Below are 22,687 nucleotides of genomic sequence, written 5' to 3'. Positions count from 1 at the left end.
CTCCTCTCTCTCTAGTTCATTTATCTGGCTAAATGTACAAGTAAGTTTCCATAAACTTCAACTGCATACGCAATTGTTTTTTCATTAAAGTCGAATGCACAATTATGATGCCCTGCTGCCAATTCAGTTCCAAACAGTAGATAAGTAGCCATTCCACCATTCTTTTGAACCTCTTTCATCATATACGTTACATCTTCTGAAGCAAGGAAAGGTTGAGAAATAGCAATTTCACTCGTTTGTTTAACTTTTGATCCTATATCATATACAATATTCGCAAGACCAGAGTCACAGTCTGCTATAATCGAACGTCCTACTACTTCGGTATATTCCTTAATCCCATACAACTGAGCAACTGATTGTATGATACGCAGTGATTCATTCTTCATATATTGATCAACCTCATTGGTCGTTCCTCTTGTTTCAAATTTTAACTTAGCATGTGCTGGAATGATGTTTCGACCTTCTCCACCTTGAATAACTCCAACATTTATTCTTGAATCCCCTAATCCATGGCGTGAGATGGCATATAATTGTAATGTAATAGTAGATGCCGCAAGTAATGCATTTCGACCTTCATGTGGTGCTAATGCTGCATGTGCCTGCACACCTTCCAGTTCTAAGTCAAACTTGGTTGACGCGAAAAAATCTGTTACGCTACAGACAAGCTGGTTCTGTTTTGTTGCCGTTACACCAATATGACCACTAAAGAAATAATTAACATCTTCTAAAACTCCCGAATCAACCATCGCTCTCGCACCACGCGCACCTTCTTCTGCAGGTTGAAATATGAGTTTAATTTTTCCTGAAAGCTTCTCTTTCATTTTTGAAATCAACTGTGCCATTCCTAACCCAATTGCGATATGGCCATCATGTCCACAAGCATGCATATAGCCTTCTACTTTCGAACGGAAATTTTGATTCCATGGAACATGATTTGATCCTCTTTCCTCTGAAATTTCTAATCCATCGATATCAAATCGGAAGGCAAGTGTTGGACCAATCCGCCCAGTATCACAAATTCCTACAACACCAGTTAACCCATCTTCCATTTTCTCAATCCAATATGAATTTGCCCCAAACGACGATGCCCGCTCTTTAGCTTCTTGTATCGTTTTTTCATCCGGGACTCCCATTCTCGATTCAGGTACAATTATTTCTCTTCCTACTTTTACTTCAAATCCCAATTCTGATAAGAAATCTGCTATAAGAGATGAGGTTCGGAATTCCGTCCATCCGATCTCCGGATAACAGTGGATATCACGCCTAATTTTGATTAAACTTTCTTTCATGTTATCAACTAATTCTGAGATTATTTCTTCCACGTCATTGCCTCCTTATTAATTGGGTTGTATTAATACTTTTTTCCTAACGAGACCAATACACTATACTATTTACGGTTGAATTCAGGTTACGACCATAATTATAGACTATTCTGACATTTTTGAATAGAAACCTAAAATACTATTTTATTAGTTAATCAACTTAATAACGAATCTATTTTTTTTGAAAGCGAAAAGAAGATTAATCTATCAAAAACCTTTTTAAACAAAAAAAGGGTGCCCCTTAAAAGTTTTACTTTTGGGACAACCTCTTTATTCGTTCTATTCATATCGAAGTGCTTGAATTGGATCAAGCTTAGACGCTTTATTTGCTGGAAAAACACCAAATACGATTCCAACTAATAAAGAGAATACAAATGATAACAGCATAACCGGAATGGAATATGCAATTGTAGTTCCTGTCGTTATAGTAAATATTTTGGCACTTATTACGCCTATTCCAACTCCTATAATCCCTCCAAGTGAACTTAATACCATTGATTCAATTAGGAACTGAAGAAGAATACTTCCACGTTTTGCTCCAATTGCTTTTCGAATACCGATTTCCTTTGTGCGTTCTGAAACTGATACAAGCATAATATTCATAATACCGATACCACCAACAATAAGTGAGATTGCAGCACTTCCGCCTAGCATTAATGTCATTGTTTCATTAACTGATGAAGCTGTTTCCATTAAATCTTCAGGACTCGAAACGCTATAGCTATCTTCATCACCAATAATCGTAAACATCTTTTGTTCAATTCTACGTTGTACAAAATTAACCATATTTTCATTTTCTACTTTTACATAGACAGATCCAATTGTAGTAGTAGATGCCAAGCGTTGCGCTGTGCTAAGAGGAACAATGATTGTACTGTCTCCACTTGAACCTAACGAACTACCAACTGATTGAAGTACCCCAACAACTCTAAATGAAGTACCGTTCACTTTTACGGATTGGCCAACTGGATTTCCAAAACCGAATAATGTTTGTGCTGTGCTTGATCCAAGTACTGCTATTTTCGAGTGATTATCATTATCTAAGTCTGCGATAAATCGCCCTGATTGTAGCTCCAAATCACGAACTTTTAAATAAGGTGAAGTCGTTCCTGTCACAGACACTTGTGCGTTCGTTTGTCCATTCTTGGCAGTTACTCTTCCAGAAACAGTCGGAGCAATTGCTTCTACACCGTTGACATCTTTAAGTTGATTGGCATCATCTTCTTTAAAGGTAACATCTGAACCAGTAACACTTACTGTTAATACATTTGTACCTAAACTTCCAATTTGATCTTGTACTTCTTTCGTTGATCCTTGTCCGATTGCAACCATAACAATAACGGAGGCTACACCGATAATTATCCCTAGCATCATTAGGAATGCTCTTACTTTATTCCCATTAATGCTCTTAAGCGCCATTTTCAGTGTCTGCAAACCATTCACCCCCATTCTCGTATAACTGGCCATCATGAATTCGGACAACACGACTTGCTTGTTTTGCTACATCTAGATCATGTGTAATTAAAATAATCGTATGCCCTTGTTCATTTAACAAATTCATAATCTCCAAAATTTCTTTACTTGTTTTACTATCAAGAGCACCAGTCGGTTCATCTGCCAGTAAAATAGGAGGGCTTCCAGCAAGGGCACGCGCAATTGCGACACGCTGCTGCTGCCCCCCTGATAATTGTGTAGGTAAATGATTCGCTCGATCTACTAGTCCTACCTTTTTTAACGCCGAAAGAGCAACTTCTCTTCGTTCTGCCGTTTTCATCCCTCTATAAATGAGAGGAAGCTCTACATTTTCTACCGCAGTTAACTTTGGTATAAGATTGAAATTTTGAAATATAAATCCAATTTTTTCATTCCGTATAGTCGCTAGTTGCGAGCTCTTCATTTGCCCTACATCTTCATTATCAATCAAATATCTCCCAGAATCAGGTCGATCTAAGCATCCAATCATGTTCATGAATGTTGACTTCCCTGAACCTGATGGACCGATGACTGATATAAAGTCACCCTTTTGGATATCAAGAGATACACTCTGAAGAGCCATTACTGTTTCTCCGCCAAGTTCATACATTTTCGTCATATTTTTAATTTGAATAATCGGCCCTAAGTTAGTCATTATTTACCTCCTTGTCCGCCACCTGTTTGGTTTTTACCTCCGAAGTTTCCGCCACGTTCGAATCCACCACCGGAGAATCCGCCGCCAGAGAATCCACCACCTTGGAATCCGCCACCTTGCATCATAAATCCACCAGAATTACCTCTAGATTGAACGCTCGGAATTTCAACAGATTCTCCTTCACTTAATCCACTTGTAATTTCTACATTCGTATCATTTGTAATACCAGTTTTTACTGTAACTTTCTTAGTGGATTCTCCAGAATCGTCTGTTGAAGTAGGAACAAGTACATATTTTTCATCTCCATTTTTATACACTGCTTCTACTGGAACATATAGCGCGTCTGCTTTACTTTGGATTAAAATACTTGCTTCTGTTGACATACCAATTTTCAAACTTTTTGGATTTTTAATTTTTACAGTTACATCAAATGTTGAAACGCCATTTGTCGATGTGCCTTCATTTGCTACCTTCGTTACAATCCCATCGAATGATTCACCTTCAAAAGCACTTGCAGTTATTTTTACTGACTGTCCAACCTTTACTTTTGGAATATCTAATTCATCAACACTAATCGTTGTTTCCAAAGAACTGTAATTTGTTATATGCGCAACTGTCGCAGAACTTTGTACAGAATCTCCACTATTAACAGCAAGACTAGTAATTGTTCCAGCAACTGGTGCTTGTAAAACACTACCATCTGTAAATTTCACAAGTGATGCACCTTCTTTTACAACTGATCCTTCTTTTACATATACAGTATCCGCTACTAAACTACTACCTCCAGTGTTTCCAGTACTAGAATTATTTGAGGAACTGCCACTATCTTCTCTTGTAATTGCTAATGTAACTCCATCTTCATCTTCCATACGAATTAGTACTTTTCCTTGTGAAGCTCCGCTACCGCCACTTACATAAACCTTTGTAATTTCTCCATCTTTTGGAGCCGTAACAACATCACCATTTTTAAATGTTACAAGTGTGTCACCTTTATCTACTGATTCTCCAGATGAAACACTTACACTATCCACAACTAGAATTGTATTTGCCGCAGTAACATCTTCATCAGTATTGGCAGTTACCGAACCCGACCCAGTAACAGCTACTTCTAAATTTCCTTTTTGTGCCGTAATTGTTTGTGCTGTAGCCATCACATTTTGGGCTTGATTTGCTTGACTCTTACTATATATGAACCAACCACTTCCTCCTCCAACAGCAACAACAATAACTGAAATAATAACCCACTTTTTCAATTTTCTTTTCTCCTCTCCATCATTGAGTTTGATATGAATATATACCCGATTATTCTTAACGAGATTCATTCGATCCCGCATATCCTCAGAACCTCTAATATCTTGTAACCATTTTAAGAAAACCAGGGCTTACCTTGCGTTTATACAGCAAACATACTCTACTATTGGAAGTTTGTATTAGAGCTTGTTTTATTTATTTTTTTACTCCTCCTAATTTCATTTGATAAGCTCATTTTGGATTGTGTACCTTAAAATTCCCTTAATAAAAATCGGTGCTTTTTAAATAGGAAGAGTACATTGGTTATATTGAAAGCATTTAAAACTCTTAATTTATTGCACAAATAAATCTCCCCCTTTTATATATTTGGAGGAGATTTTAATGCCTGCTCAAGATAGTTTTACTTTTTTGTAACTTTATAGAATGTGCAGGGTGGAAATGGAAAAATATGGTAATTTACGAATAGTTCTGATAAAATTTTATTGGGTAATATGGAAATGGGGAAAGTTTTATGAAAAAGAGAATTATTGGTGCAATATGTCTTGCTTTACCACTAGCTATAACATTAATCATCTCAATTATGGTTGCATTTGTATTAATGCGAGTATTTCTTGGTGAAATATTATCGAGAGTAGTTCCAAATGCTAGTGAAGTATTTTTTTACAGTGTGTTTATTTGTTTGTTCTTAACATTTAATACAATCTTAAATGTGATACTACATTATATTAAGTATAAAAAAATTCACATTAGTAAATTCGGATTTAGTATATTTGTAATTTCATATATTGTTTTTGTAATTTCTATTTTATTTTCACGAAATTCTCTAGGAAACTTTTATAAAAATAACTTTATTCCCTTTAAAACCATCTATTGGTTTTTAACTAGTAAAACGGATTTAATCTATAAAGTGTCTAATTTATTAGGAAATATTGTTATCTTTATTCCACTTGGAGCAATTCTTTATTATTGTTTACATAAACTAGTAAAGCATATTTATCTATTCTTCTTATGCTTTTTGTTAGTAACTTCATTAGAATTCTGTCAAACAAAATATGAAGTTGGAAGTTTTGACATAGACGATATTATATTAAATTCTATGGGCGTTATCTTAGGGATTTTATTGGTATTAAAAAAATATTTAATACAGAGTAGAAAAGAGGCTAGAATTTAATGAAAGAAAAAATCACTAAGTCAAAACTAGCTTTAATATTGGTAATCTTGTCATTTTTGGTACCAACAAGAGGTATAATATTCGCTACAATTGTTGTATTCAACTCACTCATGGAGTATCGACAAGATCCTTCCATAACACCACTGCTTAATTGCAGTTTTTTTTATTGAAGTAAATGGCAGTTTAGTTACATAAGGAATGCTATAATAAAAATAATTTTTTTGATAAATAAAGGGGTATTAAGGTTTTATGGAGGGGAGTAACAATGAACATTCTATTTGTTTGTACCGACAATTTTACTAGAAGCGTAATTGCTGAATTTTGTATGAAAGATCATCTGCAAAAAACGAATAACACATCGGTTAAAGTGGCATCTGCGGGTATTAGGGCTAATAGTGATATTAGTAAATACTCTACAATTCATTTTAATATAATGAATGAGATGGGAATTGATACTACTGGGTTCAATCGATTACAATTTGATGAATCTTGCTTTGATAAGTTCGATCTTATTATTGGTATGAGTGAATTACATAGAGAATTTATCAAGCGACAGTATAATCGTGATATTTATTTATTTAACGAGGTTTATAACGGTCTACAAACAGCAGTCAATATTGGCGAACCTAACAATGAGCATTTTTTTGAGCAAATGAAACAGTTAGTTAATTATATTAATCGTGCTATTCCAACTATATTAAGCAACATCGAATTAAAGGAAATGAAAAGCTTATTGAACTAAAGCGATACTTTAGCTCAACAAGGACAACGAGAAATAATATAGAATTCAATAATTGGAACTAAAATATTCAGAGGTGCGAGACAATGAAAATAAGATTAGACAAAGCAACAGACGCAGATGCACAAGTAATTTTCGAAATGCAAGTGAAAGCCTTTATGCCATTATTAGAGAAATATAAAGATTACAATACTAATCCAGCAAATGAACCGATTGAAAATGTTATTAGGAGAATTAACTATTCTTCTGGTGGTTTTTATAAAATTTATTATAATGATGCTCTTGTAGGAGCAATTTGTATCTATTGGAAAGAAGAAACTAAATTTTGGATCAGTCCAATGTTTATTTTACCAGAATACCAAGGATTGGGAATTGCCCAGAAAGCTATCCAGTTAATCGAGGAACAATTTCCACAGGCAACTACTTGGGAATTAAAAACAATTTTAGAAGAAAAACGTAATTGTTATTTATACGAAAAAGTAGGTTATAGACTTAATGGAGAAACAATACGATTAAATGAAAATATTACACTTGTTAGTTATAAAAAAATTTGTTAACGCTACTAACACATGCGATAGTCACCTAAGCAGTCATATTTAGAGTAAAAAAGATGACACCATATTTAGTTAATATCATTCAAATTGCTATTCATTTTCTTTATACTGTTTAAAATAAAGATAGACTACCTAAGTAGTCTATCTTTGTTCAGCTATTAAATTGGTTCATTCAATTTGAAGTTGTCAACTTTGAAATTCCAATACATTTTTTAATCTACGTTTTCTACAATTGATTGATAAATTTCCTTCAGTGACCACACTTTCCCTTTTTCATCTTTATAAACGACATGTTCCCTTTGAAAGTGGACAGGGGAATCTAGACCCGCGGCGGCAGCTAATCGGAATAAACCTTCTCGCATTGAAATTAGATAATTCGCTGTTCGATATTTTTTTTCATCAATGACAAGGGCTTTTTGTAAATCAGGATCTGTTGTGGCCACACCGACTGGACATGCATTGGAGTGGCATTTTAATGCTTGAATACAACCGATTGTAATCATAAATCCTCTTGCGATATTAACAAGATCAGCTCCCATTGCTAGTGCAATCGCTACTCGATCTGGCGAAAATAATTTTCCTGAAGCTATTATTTTAACTTGATCACGTACACCATATTTTCTTAAAGCATTATCCAATAATGGTAATGCAGACTTAATTGGCAACCCTACACTATCTGCCAGTTCCTGGTATGTGGCACCCGTCCCCCCTTCACCACCGTCTACAGTAATAAAGTCAGGACCCTTCCCAGTACTTTTTATATGTTTTACTAATTCATCCGCTTCATGACTACTACCAATAACCACTTTCATTCCTACTGGTTTTCCTGTTTGTTCTCGGATCTGTTCCATAAAGTCAAACAAAGAAGGAAAGTCCTGAAACTCTCGAAAACGATTAGGACTATCAATAGATTTATAAGGTTCTACCATTCTTATTCTTGCAATTTCCTCAGTTACCTTTTCCCCATCAATATGCCCACCACGTGCTTTAGCACCTTGAGCTAATTTAAGTTCAAAAGCTTTCACTTCAGGAATTTTACTTTTTTCTATCAAGGCATCCCAATTAAAATTCCCCTCACGATCTCTAACACCAAATAAACCTGGGCCAATTTGCATGATAATATCTACGCCACCCTTTAGATGGTATTCCGACAAACCACCTTCACCTGTATTCATCCATGTCCCCTTTGCAATTGCCAATCCCTCTGAGAGTGCAGTAATAGCATTTTCACCTAAAGATCCATAGCTCATTGCAGACATTCCAATCTGGCCTTTTACAATAAATGGATACTTCGTGTTTTTACCTATTACAATTGCATCACTATCATCCAACAAATATGCAAGTGAATCATTCTCCTCTAATCGTTCTTCCTTCTGTGTAAATAAAGGCTCTTTTATCAATAAATATCGATTTGTTGTTACGTTTATTTCCTGGTCCATTTTTAATTCTTCTGACAGTTTAGGGAACATCGAATTACTAATATAATACCCTTTATCTTCAAAATCTCTTTTAGATCCAAACCCAAGGACATCTCGTTTATATTTTGCTTTTTTGACAATATGCTCATATTCATCTCTTGAAAAAGGTTTACCTTCTCGGTCATTGTTAAATAAATACTGACGTAACTCAGGTCCAATAGTTTCTAAGAAGTACCTAGCTCGTCCGATTACTGGATAATTACGGAGTATTGGATGCTGCTTCTGTTTTCGATCTATAAAAAACAAATATAGTGTACCTATTATTAAAACTGTAAATATTAAGGCAAAAAAAATGAATCCAAGGATAATTAATACATTTGTTATATTCAATTATATTTCCCCCTCGCAAAAGTTCGGTAACGTTACATTATATTAAATTAAAATACTTCACTTTAATTGTTAACATATCTATACTAGTTGAACATACAAAGAGTCAACTACTAATCTATACCCCAAGGCGTGTAACTCTTTTTGCCAAATTGTGTTTGAAAGTAAATAAAATGTATTTACTATCCTTAATTGAGTTTACATTTATACTTTATTACATTTCCTTCCAATTTATACAATACTTTGCATTATCGAATACACTCTTTTTCAGCTTTAAAGCCAACTAGAAAAAAATTAGTGTTACATGGTTCAGATAATACAACTATTGCATGCGATCGTTAATTATATTTGTATTAAAGAGAGTTCAACTTTAGGGATTTTATTAGTATATAAAAAAAAGATACCTAATTAGGCATCTTTTTTTAATCTATTAATATTGCAAATATTCCACTTCTGTCTGAACCAAATCTAAGGCTTTGAAGGTTTTAACTTACGATTAATTTAGAATAAAATAGATTAATAAAGTAGTGATAATAAAATCTACCTTTACGTTTTTCTATCTTGAAGATAGGTATTTTAACTCTGATAAACTCTAAAACCATAATCATTTAATTAAATTGCCACTATGTAGCAAGTTTACAATAATAATTAATTAAGGGAGCACTCTTTAATAAAGCTCTCAAAAAAGACAGAGTGATTTACTTTGTTTCTCTGCATCATCTCGGGGTGCCATTGTACACCAACTATAAATCTCTCACCTGGAATTTCAATAGCCTCAATAACACCATCTTCGGCTTTTGCAGCTACTACTAAATTTTTCCCTAAATCTTTAACTGCTTGATGATGGAAACTATTGATACCTATACTCTTACTTCTGAAAATTTTTGCAAGTCTACTGTTTGCCTCAATATTTGCTATTTGAGAAATATTTTCGATAGGATATGACAATAAAAAGTGCTCATTCTTTGTGACACCATCTTTAGCAAGATCTTGATGTAATGTGCCACCAAGAACTACATTCAGCAATTGACAGCCTCTGCAAATCCCTAATATCGGAATTTGATGGTTCTCCAATACAGATTTAATTAGTACCAAATCTGCATTGTCTCTTTTCACAGAAACCTCTCCAACAGAACTTGAAGGTATCTCGTTGTAACAAAGTGGGCTCACATCATTTCCACCAGTAAAAATAATTCCATCTAGCTTCCCAAGAATCGGAAGGATTGTTTCTGGGTTTTCAACGACTGGCAAAATTACTGGAATCCCTCCGGCTTTCTCAATTGCTTGAATGTAGTCGTCAGCAAGAAGTTGCCATTCCTGGCTTGGTGCGCCAAGGTGAGACACAACTCCAATCTGACCATTTGGACTAAAACTACAAGAAATTCCGATAATAGGTTTTTTCATAAAACGTCCTTCTTTCAATTCGTGTAAGTTAAGCTGCAATAGTATTGCTAGGCTTTTTTATGAATATTTTATAAGTAATCGTTCCCGCAATAAAACCTACAATTGCTGGTATCAACCATGTGAAACCTTGAGAACTGAATGGTATCTTTGTCACTAATGAATTAAAAACATCTGATTTAATCCCCATTGCATTAAAAGCATCATTTAAACTAAAGACGAATGTAAAACATGCTGTTCCAATATATGACCCTCTATTTGGTATATACTTACTACACAATCCTAAAATAACGAGTGTAATCGAAATTGGGTACAAAGCAAGGAAGATAGGTGCAGCTGCTGAAATAATTGCATCCACTTTAACATTTGAAAAAATAGCACTTATTATTGCATTAATAGCCACCCATGTAGGATAATTAATTTTATTCTTTGTTAGGTCTGTCAAGAAGTCACTAGTCGCACTTGTTAATCCGATTGCTGTCACCAAGCAAGCTAGTAAAACACATAGTGCAAGTAGTGTCACTCCGCCTTGCCCCATCAATTTATTCATCAAATCTACCAACAAAGTAGTTCTTTCAATATTATTGTTTGAAATTACTTGGCTACCGCTTGATCCAAGATAGAGCAATCCTCCGTAAATTACGAAAAGCCCAAGACCAGCAATGGCAGAAACATAGATTGTGACTTTCTTTAATTCTTTTCCAGCATATCCTTTGGCACGGATCGTCGCGATGATAATATTTGAAATGAGCAATCCAGTCAATACATCGGCTGTTTGATAGGATTGAACAAATGCATTCAAAAATGGTTTCGATAAATTGGTTGAAACTGGTTTTCCAATAGGAGAAAAAATGGCAAATCCAACAATAACTAGCAACAATCCTAATTTAAAAGGAGTGAAAAATTTTCCAATTGTATCAATAACCTTTCCTTTGTTAGCAGAAACTAAAAACACAATTGCAAAGAAAATAATACTGAACAAGACTGTAGGAAATTTAGGGAAGAATGGTTGAATAGCAACTTCAAAACTAGTTCCAGCAGTTCGTGGAACATTGATGAACGTTCCAATGACTATCATGATTAATGTACAAAATACTTTATAAAACCATGGCGCTATCGGCTTAGTTAAGTCTGCGAATGTTTCTCCGCTAGCAGATACAGCTACAATTCCTAATACCGGTAAAATTACACCTGTAATTGTCATACCAAGTAACGCCGGAACCCATTCTGTTCCTGAAGTAAAACCAATATATGGTGGGAAAATAAGATTTCCTGCTCCAAAGAATATTGCAAATGTGGCAAATCCAATAATAATACTGTCGGTTAAAGTTTTATTCTTCATAATTTCCTCCAAGGTTAACGCATTCTATTGAAAACCACCAACTATTCAAAATCTATCCATTAATATGAGATTCTAACTCTTTAATCACTTGGTTAATGTCTTTTGATTTAATTGCCTCAATTATTTGTTCATGCTCCTTAATATATCTAGAAATTTGATAATCTTTTCTACGAAAATAATATGGATTACTAAATAATCTTTCTCGAATATTAGAAAGTGTTTGAATAAATAAAGAGTTACCGTAAACTTCAGTAAGTTGTAGATGAAAGGCAGAGTCCAATTTCAAAAATTCAATCAGATCATTGTTTTCAACACACTTTTTCTGTTCTTGAATGAATTCCTCAAGTATCTCTATTTGTTCCGCAGTTATCAATTTAACTATTTTCGGTATGATAAAAGTTTCTAACGCCAATCGCAGTTCATACATTTCTTCTATCTCACGAACATTCAGTCCTAAAATTTGAATGCCATGGTTTGAAATAATTTTTACAAACCCTTCATTTTGCAATCTTTGTAAAGCAGCCATTATCGGTGTTCTACTTATTCCAAGCTCAGACGCTAACTGATTCTGGGAAGTGAAACCGCTTTCTAAAAAATCCCCCCTTATAATCTTGTTTTTAATTTCTTGATACGCTGTTTCTTGAAGTGTTTTTCCCTTCAAAAAAATCCCTCCCTAGTTTACATACAACTTACATGTAAGTTGTATGTAAGATGAACTTTATAATACTCTGAATATTGTAAAATGTAAATATTTTTTTTCGCAGGAAAGCATTTCAACTATATGCCACATCTAAGACTTTTCGTTGATTATAAAACTCTAAGGGTATATATATGATGTTCGTAAAAGTTATTAACTGCATTTCCAAGCTATAGAATATTATATATATCTTTAACTAATTAAGAATTAGAAATTAGTTTTAAAGAAAAATACCACCTTTTAAAGGTGGCTCTAGATATACTTCCGATGAATATTCTTCCCATCATAACTGAACAACACAGACTTATTCTCAATATTCGTCTCTAAATGAACCCCTCTACCCCATAACTGATGAATATACGGCATAACCTTCTCAACATACTTCACATCAAGTTCCATATGTTCATAGGAATGCTTCAAGTAAAGCTCACCATTTTTTAAATAGTCTCCTTCTTGAACTACAATATAAGGGAATCCTCCATTTACTCGGCTAACGACTAGTTGATCTCGTACATTTTCTCATGCTTTATCAGTAACTTTATATTCCTTACCTTGTCGCTGGAATAGATACATATCTTCACGCATGACAAGGTCTTTCGTTAAGTAGTTTCGTATAAATGAACTATCAGACTCTAACTCTCGTACTTCAAACATTTTTTCTCGACCGCTGCCAGGTTTAATTCCTAACTCACGCATTTCTTTTGTTGGATTATTATATCGCTCTTCAATATCTTCAAACATTCTTAGTCCTAAATAATACGGGTTAATGCTTGTTTTCGATGGCTGAACTACTCCTGCATTAAGCTTTGCGTATTCGATTGCTTCGTTTGAGTCGAGGTTTAGTTCACGCATAATTCTTATATGCCAATAACTTGCCCAGCCTTGTTTCTCTCAACGATCTTCTTTTTGATATTCCTCACCAAGAATTTTCACTTCTGTTTCAATATCAATTTTTATTTATTTTTCACCGTTTCTTGCATAGATCGAATCAAGTCGAGGTAATCCATTGAAGTTGCATGATCTACATTCACGATGAAACCTGCATACTTCTTTGATACTTCTGCTACCACCCCGACTACTTTAATCATAAGACCATAAAAAAATTGGACAACTAGTAATTTAACTAGTTGTCCTTATAATACGAACACATGCGTTAGTTATAATGAACTAATGCAATGCCCCCAAATTGTTGACTCAACTAAAACCTTTATAGTGAATTTCAATTGGTTTCCATGAATTCACTATTGATCCAAAGTTTAAGCAGGATATCCTCCGGTTGGTGGTGGCCAAGCACTAAATAATCTGCGTATTAGTACGATTTCACCTAAATGATAGGAGTTGTGAGATGCAATATTGCGTAGTACACCACCTGGGGATTCGCCTGGCCATTTCTCTAATGATTTGTCCAATTGAACAGTTTGGGCAATCGTACATGCCTGTTCTATCCCTTGAAGAAAATGCTGAATAATCTGTTTCCACTCTTCCTCATTACTAGGTCCTTCTTCAACAGGCCAGCTTTCTTTCACATCAGAAGGTAATTTAGGCCTCTCTCCTTGTGCGAATAATAAGAGGAATTCTTGCCAGTATGTCATGTGTTTGACTAATTGATAAATAGTATAAGGTAGCTCCTCTATTCTTTTTCCAGCAAGATCCATATCTATATCCAACAAAGCATTCTTGATAGGAAGATGACCACGTTCTCCTCTTAATGATTTTACTAATGTGTCACTAAATGCTTTATTTGACTGCTCCATATTACCGACTCCCACCATTTTTATTTCTATTTTTCTAAATTTGTTGTTCTATCCCTTTCTATTATCTAAATATTTAATAGAAAAAATCACTGTTAACATTAATCAAATCGAATTTTCCATCTGAACCATATTATGATAAAGACCCAATTTTTTACTAATTACAGTACTTTTTCATATCTTTTTTTAATTATATTGTTTAGAGTAAACTCTAAGTCAATAGATTATTGGAGGATTGCTTTTTAATAGTAGAAAACGTTAGAATCCAAACAAAAATTCAACAAATAATTAAAAAGATATGAATTGAAAATGAATACTAAGATTAATAAATCTTTTATTCAACAAACGCTTGCGATAGTTGAATAAGCTCTGAATTTGGTAAACTACAAACGAGATTGAACAGGGTACTAATTTTGTTCAATCTCGTTTTTTAATGGGACAACTTGTTCCTTTGCAAATCTACGAGCTGCTACCACGCATAGTACAACGACAATATTAACTGCCACAAGTAACCAACCAACCTTCTCGTGCAGAATCACGGAGGCAAGCAATAGTCCAAAGAAAGGTTGGAGAAGTTGTAACTGTCCAACTGCCGCTATACCTCCCTGCGCCAGTCCTCGATACCAGAAAATAAAGCCAATGAGCATGCTGAATAAGGATACATAAGCAAGGCTGAAGATCGAAGGAAGTCCGATGTCCTTCCATGATTCTGGACTAAAATAGAACGTAAGTGGGAGCATAAAGGGCAACGACAGAACGAGAGCCCAAGAAATCACCTGCCAGTTCCCTAGCCGACGTGAAAGTCGAGCACCTTCTGCATAACCGAGACCACATACAATGATTGAAGCCAGCATGAAAGCATCACCGATTGTTGATGATTCTCCACCATGAATTAGGGCAAATCCTGTCACTAAGAAGCTGCCTATAGCTGAAAAGATCCAAAAGGTTGGTCGGTGGCGTTCCCCATCCCTAAGTACGCCAAAAATTGCAGTCGAGAGTGGAAGTAATCCAATGAAGATAATAGCATGTGCGGACGTAACATACTGAAGGGCAAATGCTGTTAGTAGAGGGAAACCTATCACAACACCAAACGCCACTACAAATAGTGGAACAAGGTCGCTCTTGACAGGTCGTTTCTGCCGAAAAATTAGAAGGAGAGCGCCTGCCAATACACCTGCTATTGCCGCGCGGCAGACTGTTAGGAACAACGGATCAAAATCAGCCACAGCCAAGCGCGTCGCAGGTAGCGATCCACTGAAGATGAGTACTCCTAGGAATCCATAAATCCATCCTTTGGTTGATTTATTCATTGCAATCACTCCGAATCATTAATAGCACTCTAATTAAGATGACAATCGAATTAAAAAGAAAATTCTACTTTTATTCCACGCTCTCTAATTCTCATAATATGTTAATTATGACACTTAAATGATATTTCATTTTATAAGTCACGTTTGAAACTACTACTCCACAAAAAAGAACCACCTAAACAACTCATGTTGTTGAACTAACGGTTGTTTTAGTTCAATAAGATATTTATTATCTATGTGTTATAAAGTTAATAATACTTACCAAGTTTGGGGCTCTAATCGTTTATTACGTCATGCACCAACATAAAGGATCAGTTCCACCACAATGAGGGCAATACCCTCCTGTATAAGTAAATCTAATTTGATCTGAATGAAGTACATAATAATCAGTAATAGGTTCGACGCCAGGGATCACTATCCCACCTGGAATCTCCGGTAATTTGACCTCCCGCACTGTCATGTCTGACCACTTGCCGATCCAGGAACAAATACTGCACTTTAATATCTCTTCCGAAAAGTTAGGAGCATTTTGGATGACAATAATACATTCTCTACTATTTGTATTACAATTAGGACAATCGTGTACTTTCACGAATCTCCACCTCTCATCAAATTTAAAACTTTTCAAGTACCTTCTTTTTACTATTCTTCTTAACAGACAATTAGTCCTTTTTAATAAAATAGAGGATAATCAAATGATTACCCTCTAAATGTTGTACAACTAACGCGCCAGTTAGTTATATAGGAGATTCAATCTACAAACTATTGCTTTTTTTAGTTTATTGTACTTTTGGAAAACTAACACTTGGGTTATGTTTAATGTGAACTCTTGTTTACTCTCTTCGTACTGTATTATGCGTAAGCCTAAATGTCTTTTTCTAGTAATTGATTCATCAGAACTTTTTTGAGTTGACTGCGGCGACTTGATTCTACAAAAAGGTATTTTCCTTTACACATTTGCATTAAGAAAAGCAAAAGAATTTTTAAAAATTGCATTGAATAACGATTATTTCATTTGGATATTTTATGGAAGTATCATAAATTCAGGAGGTAGCACATGAAAGCAGTCACGTACCAAGGTCATTCTAAAACCATAATTAAAAACAAGAAGAAAAGCCGTACTCTTCGGAATACGGCTTTTTCCATTTGATATATATTATATATTAAGGAAGTGTAATTACATATATGAAGGTACTTTCAATGATTCAACCTTGGGCCAGCCTTTTCCTTTTTAATGAAGCACAATACGAAACAAGAACATGGAAAACTAAATATCGTGGTCCATTGGCGATTCACACAAGTAAAAAAATAGATAGTAATGTTTGTAATAACAATGCAATTCAGCATTTGCTTAGTAAGCACGAGTTGAATAGGAGCAATCTACCAACCGGCATGATTATTGGTGTCTGTAATCTTATTAATTGTTTAAAAGTAATAGAAGATAATCAAGAAAGTGCAGTATTGGAAGATGGACGTATTGTTTCAGGAAATGACTACTTCTTAGGAGATTTTAGAGTAGGGAATTATATTTGGGAAGTTTCCAATAAAGAAATGTTAATCGATTTTATACCAGCTAAAGGAAAATTAGGTTTATGGGAATACGATATAAATTAGTTGTTTACTTCTTGAAAAACACACTAATAATGCGTTAGCGCTTAACAGTGAATATTTAACCAAAAATCAAACCAATTAATTGTTTCTTTCATTGTTGTTCCTCCTTAAAAATGACTGTTTTTACCAAACAGTCTATTTAATGCTTATTCAACTAATGCATGCGTTAGTTGCATAGTGAAGAATTTATTCTCTTTTTATTTCAATATTTTTATAGATTTTTTTAAACTTTGGAAGAATTTCATTTAAGATAGTGCCATTTTTGTTTTCAACTAAAATTAATTCATTACTTTCCTCACCTTCTACAAGCTTAATTCCTACTCGATAAGTGTTAAAATCATGATTCTCTTTAATTAAAATGCACATAAACTCATGGTCTATTGTTGTTATTTTTAAAGCTCTTATAAATTCTTCTCTTGTTTGAGGTTTTATCCATGTAGTCAAAGGCTCATTACGCATTTTTGGCGTATGATCCATAACCCACTCTTCATTTAGAAATACTGCTCTTCTATTTAGAAAATCAGCATTATCATTTTTTTCTTTGAGTTCTTCAGAAGTAATAGTAGTATCAATCATATCAATCATTGATTCATAAATTCTTTTTAAATTTTCGTCTAACAATTCATCTAATTTACTTATATCAAAGTCATACAATTTATATCCAAATAAGACAACTTCATCATCTTCTAAGATGCTCTGTAAAAAATCAGCTTGTTCTTCCAAATCATAATTAAATGGGCTTAGAACATAATAGTAATCTTTTTTATAAAGTTCCATCATACTCCTCCAAATTCCATTAATACACCTTATAATCAATAACTTTATAAAGAGATATATTATGCAATGTCCTGAAAAATCCTTCTATTTCTTATTCAACTAAACTGCCATTTAGTGACATAAAAAAATCGACTAAACAGCCGATCTTGTTGTTCAACTATTGCATGCGTTAGTTGTATAAGGATTTCGAAAAGTTGACACTAAGTTGTCTTAGACTCTTTTTTAGAATCTAATATTTTGATAACAATATAGCTAATTATGACTGAGGATAGGATGAAATATAAATGGATTACATATCTAAGTGCATAAGCAGATAATAAAACTGTAACAATTGGAGATATTAAAATACTTCCCCATTTATTTTTAGTAAAAAAATAAATAGCAATTACGAAAAAAACTGCGGCTATTACTGGTATTAAAACAATCCATTCCTGACCTTCACCAATAATCATGTACCTATCCTTTAAGTAAGCGAATTTTTCCATTTTCAACCCCCTACTTAATGTACTTATTTGAAAATCCCTAATGTATAAAATGGGATTAAATACCAATAAATTCGATTTTTATTATTAGATTACCTCCATTTTTTCTTTAAAATAATTGAACAATTTATTTCACTCTAATCCAACTAAACTGCCATTTAGTTCCACAAAAAAATCGGCTAAAGAGCCGATCATGTTGTTCAACTAAAGCATGCGTTAGTTGCATAAGCTTGTATATATTAAAGCAAATAAATTAAACCAAGTTACAAGAAATAAACCTTTAGAATTAGATTTGTTATCAAAATATACATTTATATTACCTTATGATTATACTAACTACATTTTAATACCTTCAAAAGAAGATGAAGTCGATTTTAAATGATGAACCTATGGGGATAATAAGATCTTCAATGATCTTACTGCTCCAATATCCTGTAGGAAGTGAAAGAAAAAGTACTAGCATCCAACTAATGTTATACGAACGAAATATGTTAAATTTTCGCATCTATATTTCCTCTTACAAAGGAGATGATTAATAGTAAGATTGGAAATATACCAAATAAATAAATAGCAACATTTCCATGCATTCCTCCCATTTTATACACCTCATTGATATTCCTAGGAACACTTGCAATGATATAAATAATAGGAATTATACCAAAAAGAAAGGGTCGAATACATCTTTTTTTAAAAATTTGCGCCATTCCTAAAGCGGATAGAAAAAGAGCAATTGTATACGTAGTAAATATTTGCATAATCCAAATTACAATGAATAAAGAGTCGAATCTTTCAAAAAAAAGACCTGGAATTTCATAACCTCGAATATATGTGAGTACTGGCCATGTTTGTAACAAAACTCCGTCTACTGAAAATGCTCCAACTACTATAATCGTAGTCATTGTATAGAAAAAAATAGGAACTCCTAGTCCAAAAATAACGGATTTTGGTGCTTGCTTTTTTTCTTTCATAAACATAAATATAAAGAGAATAATTTCAAATCCAGAGAATATGGAAGTAGCAGTCATTATTCCTTTACGGATTGGCTTAACTCCCATCCCTAATACAGGACGTAAATTATCAACTTCGAATATACCGATACCTAAAAATATAACTAATAGTAAGCAGATAGCCGTAATAGGAAATATAATCTCTAACATTCGAGCCAACGAATTGATGCCACCAAGTACTAAGTATAGACCGATCCAAATAAATGGTATCATAATAGCCCACGTTGGAGTGCCTTGAAGCAAGTATATTCCTATCGTTTCAACCATGGTTCGAACTTCATATGCTGAAAGCACTATGTAATAGACAATTACAATTAAGCTTAGAAATAAGCCTACCCATTTTCCAACAATTTTTTGATTAAATTGGAAAAACGTTTCATTTGGGTATCTTTGGCATAGTCTAACATGTAAGAGTACGATAAGAATACATATTACGCCACCTAAAATGACTGATATCCACGAATCTGGAGTTTTTACTTTTTCTGTTACTACTCTAGGTAGAACTAAGATTCCAGTTCCTAAAATAAAGTTTGTTAGCAACATAATTGCTTGAAAACTGGAAATTCGGTCAGTTGGACTATTATTATTCATTCAATAAGATCCTTTCATGATGCAATAACTTTTAACTCCCACTAAATGGATGCAGTTCAATAGGAAAAATAAAAAAGGCCAGATTCGTGTTATTTTTACCAGCATATAACAATTACATTACAAGGGCAGAACTTATAAAGGGGAATATAAGTTGCGTAGATAATTAATATAGTTATATTTCCCTATTAGAATGTTAATATTCACCAACGTTTTTATTGCCGAGAAGCGTATTTATGTAAACTAGATTTACATACAATACTCAAGCTAAATTGAAGTGGTTCTTGTTCAACTAATCTGCCATTTTGTTGAATAAGAAAATGCGATCTTCTATTGAAGTATCGCATCAGTTAGTTGCATAAGAAAAGAAATTAGTATTTATCAAACAAATTATTTTGAATTTAATAATTGGAAAATATTCCATAATTGTCCTCTAATATTGTCCAAATCCTCTTGTAAGTTATGAATTTGAAAACCGATATAGTATAACCCTGAAATAAGAGCAATACCAAAAATATACAGGGAAATTTTATCAAATTTACTCATTTAAATCCTCCTGATAAATTAACGTTAGTAATGATTATTCGGCAAATTAATTTATAAACCTTTAATAAGTAAATTTCTTAGATTGTTACTCAACTAAACTGCCATTTTGTTGAATAAGAAAATGCGATCTTCTATTGAAGTATCGCACGCGTTAGTTAAATAAGGATTTAAATTGAAGAATTGCGCTCCAAGTTAAAAATATTGATTTGTTTCTCTTCGAATAAAGTTTCTAAAGCTTCTACTCCATATTCTTCTGCAAAATTTTTTTCTACTTCTGAAATAGGAACAATCATTAACCAAGTAACTTTCTTTTTCTCGAAATTTAATGTTTCTAATTTATTTTCCCATAAATAAGGATTAACAAATAAAATATGCTTCATGTCACTATAAGGCAAATACATACTAACTACATTCTCGAATATTGCTCCTGGGAAACACTTATAATTAGAATTGATAATGTAAAACGCACTAGAACTCAGTAGATTTGGGAAACATTCAAAGTCACTTGCTCCCACTAATTCAACTCTTAATGGCAGTTCATTATTTTCAAAACCAATAGAAAAATCGGAAAGACCAAGTGTAGCAAACGCAAATACATCATCGTCAAATTGAGTATCTTTAGAAAAAAGAATGTCTATTGAACTTGCTTTATTGTCATCCCAATATTTATTAACTTTAGGCTTACCTCCAAATACTTTTAGTGCAAATTTAGCAATCTGTTTGTTTTCTATTGATACGCTCATTTTTAATTCCCCACTCAAAGATGTTTTATTTAAAATCATGGTACTAATTACGTAATTATATCATTCCTTATTCAACTAAACTGCCATTATGTTGAATAAGCATTAACAAAATTCTAGTCAGAATTATAAAATTTGGAAAGGGAATTATTATAAATTCTTTATCGAAAACCATTTTAAATTAGTACTTTGAAATTTTATGAACAAAGAGGATGTGAAATTGGAATGGCTATATTAATTCGACCATTTTATTTTAGAATTCAAGATGAATACTGGCTAATAATAGAAAGCAATTCATACAAAAAAACCACCCAAAAAAAGGTGGCCTTAAATATACTTCCGATGAATATTCTTCCCATCATTACTAAACAACACAGACTTATTCTCAATATTCGTCTCCAAATGAACCCCTCTACCCCATAACTGATGAATATATGGCATTACCTTCTCAACATACTTCACATCTAATTGCATATTTTCATAGGAATGCTTCAAATAAAGCTCACCATTTTTTAAGTAATCTCCCTCTTGAACTACAATATATGGGAATCCTCCATTTACTCGACTAACCACAAGCTGATCTCGTACATTTTCCCAAGCCTTATCAGTGACTTTATATTCCTTACCTTGTCGCTGGAATAAATACATATCTTCTCGCATTACGAGTTCTTTAGTTAAGTAGTTTCGTATAAATGAACTATCAGACTCTAACTCACGTACTTCAAACATTTTTTCTCTTCCGCTACCAGGTTTAACACCTAACTCTCTCATTTCTTTTGCTGGATTATTATATCGCTCTTCAATATCTTCAAACATTCTTAGTCCTAAATAATACGGGTTAATGCTTGTTTTTGATGGCTGAACCACTCCTGCATTAAGCTTTGCGTACTCAATCGCTTCATTAGAATCAAGATTTAGTTCGCGCATAATTCTTATATGCCAATAACTTGCCCAGCCTTGTTTCTCTCAAAGATCTTGATAATCACATATGATTTAGCTTCGATAAATAATATAAAAGGAAAATGATCTTATGATGGGATCCTCTTTAATAAAGCAATCGAAATTCTTTTTCTAGTTAATAAACTTGATTGAAGTTAATATATTAATTCTTTAGTTAAGAGTAATTTATTTATAATTTTTAAGATGTCTCTTAATGACACTCTTCAAATTTAATTTTCAGCATATAACTTTATCCTTTTTAAAATAATGTATATAGATTAAAACACTGTTTTTTAATTAATCTATACTGCTGTTTGCAAAATAAAAAGGGCTACTTAATAGCCCTTCATGAACTAACGAATGCGCTAATTACATAATGTTTCATAATAATTATTTTCGCTATTTTACATCCTTTTTCATAAGGTGTAGTAAATGTGTCACTATTAAACGGAGTATTTTTGAAGTCAGATTATAGTTATATTGGTCAATTAAGTTCTATGGATAAAAAGGAAAAAGAAAAATTCAT

21 protein-coding genes and 2 pseudogenes are annotated in these 22,687 nt (G+C 33.3%); 4 read left to right on the top strand and 19 right to left on the bottom strand.

The genetic code is table 11. The features are described 5' to 3' along the window. Positions 1-20: 20 nt before the first annotated feature. The 4 genes from AB1282_RS10615 to AB1282_RS10600 form a co-directional block, all read right to left on the bottom strand. A complete protein-coding gene (locus AB1282_RS10615; protein WP_056471577.1) occupies positions 21-1,322 on the bottom strand; it encodes an amidohydrolase in 1,302 nt (433 codons plus the stop codon). Positions 1,323-1,601: 279 nt separating this feature from the next. Continuing rightward, positions 1,602-2,765 carry an ABC transporter permease gene (locus tag AB1282_RS10610; protein WP_353611586.1) on the bottom strand — a complete coding sequence of 388 codons (1,164 nt, stop codon included), beginning with the start codon at positions 2,763-2,765 and terminating at the stop codon, positions 1,602-1,604. Further along, the gene (locus AB1282_RS10605) at positions 2,731-3,450 is read right to left on the bottom strand and encodes an ABC transporter ATP-binding protein (RefSeq protein WP_056471568.1); all 720 of its coding nucleotides are present in this window, start codon (positions 3,448-3,450) and stop codon (positions 2,731-2,733) included. Before AB1282_RS10605 ends, AB1282_RS10610 begins: the two co-directional genes overlap by 35 nt. After that, entirely contained in the window at positions 3,450-4,703 is a 1,254-nt protein-coding gene (locus tag AB1282_RS10600; RefSeq protein WP_056471565.1) for an efflux RND transporter periplasmic adaptor subunit, read from the bottom strand. The genes AB1282_RS10605 and AB1282_RS10600 overlap by 1 nt, the downstream gene beginning before the upstream one ends. Before the next feature lie 509 nt (positions 4,704-5,212). Between AB1282_RS10600 and AB1282_RS10595 the strand changes: the two genes are divergently transcribed. The 3 genes from AB1282_RS10595 to AB1282_RS10585 all read left to right on the top strand — a co-directional run bounded on the left by AB1282_RS10595 (position 5,213) and on the right by AB1282_RS10585 (position 7,168). Next, entirely contained in the window at positions 5,213-5,872 is a 660-nt protein-coding gene (locus AB1282_RS10595; protein WP_056471563.1) for a VanZ family protein, read from the top strand. 265 nt (positions 5,873-6,137) lie between these two features. Further along, positions 6,138-6,614, top strand: a complete 477-nt coding sequence (locus AB1282_RS10590) for a hypothetical protein (protein ID WP_056471560.1) — start codon at positions 6,138-6,140, stop codon at positions 6,612-6,614. 83 nt (positions 6,615-6,697) lie between these two features. After that, positions 6,698-7,168, top strand: a complete 471-nt coding sequence (locus AB1282_RS10585; protein WP_056471557.1) for a GNAT family N-acetyltransferase — start codon at positions 6,698-6,700, stop codon at positions 7,166-7,168. A 209-nt stretch (positions 7,169-7,377) separates the two neighbouring features. Here AB1282_RS10585 and AB1282_RS10580 read toward each other — a convergent pair whose 3' ends face one another. The 9 genes and pseudogenes from AB1282_RS10580 to AB1282_RS10540 form a co-directional block, all read right to left on the bottom strand. Then, positions 7,378-8,973, bottom strand: coding sequence for an FMN-binding glutamate synthase family protein (locus AB1282_RS10580; protein WP_056471554.1), 1,596 nt, complete (start codon positions 8,971-8,973; stop codon positions 7,378-7,380). A 645-nt stretch (positions 8,974-9,618) separates the two neighbouring features. Next, the gene (locus AB1282_RS10575; RefSeq protein WP_429899057.1) at positions 9,619-10,374 is read right to left on the bottom strand and encodes a gamma-glutamyl-gamma-aminobutyrate hydrolase family protein; all 756 of its coding nucleotides are present in this window, start codon (positions 10,372-10,374) and stop codon (positions 9,619-9,621) included. 28 nt (positions 10,375-10,402) lie between these two features. Next, on the bottom strand, positions 10,403-11,713 hold the full coding sequence (gene brnQ, locus AB1282_RS10570) for a branched-chain amino acid transport system II carrier protein (protein ID WP_056471548.1): 1,311 nt from the start codon (positions 11,711-11,713) through the stop codon (positions 10,403-10,405). A 52-nt stretch (positions 11,714-11,765) separates the two neighbouring features. Next, on the bottom strand, positions 11,766-12,374 hold the full coding sequence (locus AB1282_RS10565) for a GntR family transcriptional regulator (RefSeq protein ID WP_056471545.1): 609 nt from the start codon (positions 12,372-12,374) through the stop codon (positions 11,766-11,768). Positions 12,375-12,662: 288 nt separating this feature from the next. Then, a pseudogene (locus tag AB1282_RS10560) lies at positions 12,663-13,295 on the bottom strand (SpoVR family protein); the annotation flags it as partial. A gap of 68 nt (positions 13,296-13,363) precedes the next feature. Further along, a complete protein-coding gene (locus AB1282_RS10555; protein ID WP_216600078.1) occupies positions 13,364-13,498 on the bottom strand; it encodes a hypothetical protein in 135 nt (44 codons plus the stop codon). 168 nt (positions 13,499-13,666) lie between these two features. Beyond that, a complete protein-coding gene (locus AB1282_RS10550; protein WP_056471542.1) occupies positions 13,667-14,164 on the bottom strand; it encodes a DinB family protein in 498 nt (165 codons plus the stop codon). A gap of 404 nt (positions 14,165-14,568) precedes the next feature. Continuing rightward, positions 14,569-15,471 (bottom strand): DMT family transporter, encoded by a 903-nt coding sequence (locus AB1282_RS10545; RefSeq protein ID WP_056471539.1) that lies wholly within the window; start codon positions 15,469-15,471, stop codon positions 14,569-14,571. A 286-nt stretch (positions 15,472-15,757) separates the two neighbouring features. Next, positions 15,758-15,931: a hypothetical protein gene (locus tag AB1282_RS10540; RefSeq protein WP_156339675.1), complete on the bottom strand. Its 174-nt coding sequence runs from the start codon at positions 15,929-15,931 to the stop codon at positions 15,758-15,760. Positions 15,932-16,656: 725 nt separating this feature from the next. On the opposite strand from AB1282_RS10540, the gene AB1282_RS10535 reads away from it, so the two are divergent. Continuing rightward, the gene (locus tag AB1282_RS10535) at positions 16,657-17,085 is read left to right on the top strand and encodes a hypothetical protein (RefSeq protein WP_056471533.1); all 429 of its coding nucleotides are present in this window, start codon (positions 16,657-16,659) and stop codon (positions 17,083-17,085) included. Between the two features lie 183 nt (positions 17,086-17,268). Here AB1282_RS10535 and AB1282_RS10530 read toward each other — a convergent pair whose 3' ends face one another. From AB1282_RS10530 to AB1282_RS10505, 6 genes and pseudogenes are all read right to left on the bottom strand, one after another. Beyond that, complete coding sequence (locus tag AB1282_RS10530; protein ID WP_429899056.1) at positions 17,269-17,859, bottom strand: hypothetical protein; 591 nt, start codon at positions 17,857-17,859, stop codon at positions 17,269-17,271. Between the two features lie 200 nt (positions 17,860-18,059). Then, positions 18,060-18,344, bottom strand: a complete 285-nt coding sequence (locus AB1282_RS10525; RefSeq protein WP_429899055.1) for a hypothetical protein — start codon at positions 18,342-18,344, stop codon at positions 18,060-18,062. A 488-nt stretch (positions 18,345-18,832) separates the two neighbouring features. Further along, positions 18,833-19,939: a GerAB/ArcD/ProY family transporter gene (locus AB1282_RS10520; protein WP_429899054.1), complete on the bottom strand. Its 1,107-nt coding sequence runs from the start codon at positions 19,937-19,939 to the stop codon at positions 18,833-18,835. A gap of 387 nt (positions 19,940-20,326) precedes the next feature. After that, entirely contained in the window at positions 20,327-20,482 is a 156-nt protein-coding gene (locus AB1282_RS10515) for a hypothetical protein (RefSeq protein ID WP_156339672.1), read from the bottom strand. A gap of 167 nt (positions 20,483-20,649) precedes the next feature. Next, positions 20,650-21,225, bottom strand: coding sequence for a suppressor of fused domain protein (locus AB1282_RS10510; protein ID WP_429899053.1), 576 nt, complete (start codon positions 21,223-21,225; stop codon positions 20,650-20,652). Positions 21,226-21,549: 324 nt separating this feature from the next. Next, positions 21,550-22,182: pseudogene (locus tag AB1282_RS10505) on the bottom strand (SpoVR family protein); the annotation flags it as partial. Positions 22,183-22,687: the final 505 nt, after the last annotated feature.

This window comes from Gottfriedia sp. S16(2024) (assembly GCF_050473765.1).
In the GTDB taxonomy this organism is placed as follows: Bacteria; Bacillota; Bacilli; order Bacillales; family Bacillaceae_G; genus Gottfriedia.
Note: the sequence above shows the minus strand (reverse complement) of the source record. Positions and strands in the feature narration are given on the sequence as shown.

Bases quoted from the DNA above. Each gene is read 5' to 3' on its own strand.
- AB1282_RS10520 (WP_429899054.1), bottom strand. From the start codon at position 19,939: ATGAATAATAATAGTCCAACTGACCGAATTTCCAGTTTTCAAGCAATT.
- brnQ (WP_056471548.1), bottom strand. From the start codon at position 11,713: ATGAAGAATAAAACTTTAACCGACAGTATTATTATTGGATTTGCCACA.
- AB1282_RS10545 (WP_056471539.1), bottom strand. From the start codon at position 15,471: ATGAATAAATCAACCAAAGGATGGATTTATGGATTCCTAGGAGTACTC.
- AB1282_RS10575 (WP_429899057.1), bottom strand. From the start codon at position 10,374: ATGAAAAAACCTATTATCGGAATTTCTTGTAGTTTTAGTCCAAATGGT.
- AB1282_RS10535 (WP_056471533.1), top strand. From the start codon at position 16,657: ATGAAGGTACTTTCAATGATTCAACCTTGGGCCAGCCTTTTCCTTTTT.
- AB1282_RS10530 (WP_429899056.1), bottom strand. From the start codon at position 17,859: ATGGAACTTTATAAAAAAGATTACTATTATGTTCTAAGCCCATTTAAT.
- AB1282_RS10515 (WP_156339672.1), bottom strand. From the start codon at position 20,482: ATGAGTAAATTTGATAAAATTTCCCTGTATATTTTTGGTATTGCTCTT.
- AB1282_RS10595 (WP_056471563.1), top strand. From the start codon at position 5,213: ATGAAAAAGAGAATTATTGGTGCAATATGTCTTGCTTTACCACTAGCT.
- AB1282_RS10550 (WP_056471542.1), bottom strand. From the start codon at position 14,164: ATGGAGCAGTCAAATAAAGCATTTAGTGACACATTAGTAAAATCATTA.
- AB1282_RS10605 (WP_056471568.1), bottom strand. From the start codon at position 3,450: ATGACTAACTTAGGGCCGATTATTCAAATTAAAAATATGACGAAAATG.
- AB1282_RS10510 (WP_429899053.1), bottom strand. From the start codon at position 21,225: ATGAGCGTATCAATAGAAAACAAACAGATTGCTAAATTTGCACTAAAA.
- AB1282_RS10525 (WP_429899055.1), bottom strand. From the start codon at position 18,344: ATGGAAAAATTCGCTTACTTAAAGGATAGGTACATGATTATTGGTGAA.
- AB1282_RS10555 (WP_216600078.1), bottom strand. From the start codon at position 13,498: ATGATTAAAGTAGTCGGGGTGGTAGCAGAAGTATCAAAGAAGTATGCA.
- AB1282_RS10585 (WP_056471557.1), top strand. From the start codon at position 6,698: ATGAAAATAAGATTAGACAAAGCAACAGACGCAGATGCACAAGTAATT.
- AB1282_RS10590 (WP_056471560.1), top strand. From the start codon at position 6,138: ATGAACATTCTATTTGTTTGTACCGACAATTTTACTAGAAGCGTAATT.
- AB1282_RS10540 (WP_156339675.1), bottom strand. From the start codon at position 15,931: ATGACAGTGCGGGAGGTCAAATTACCGGAGATTCCAGGTGGGATAGTG.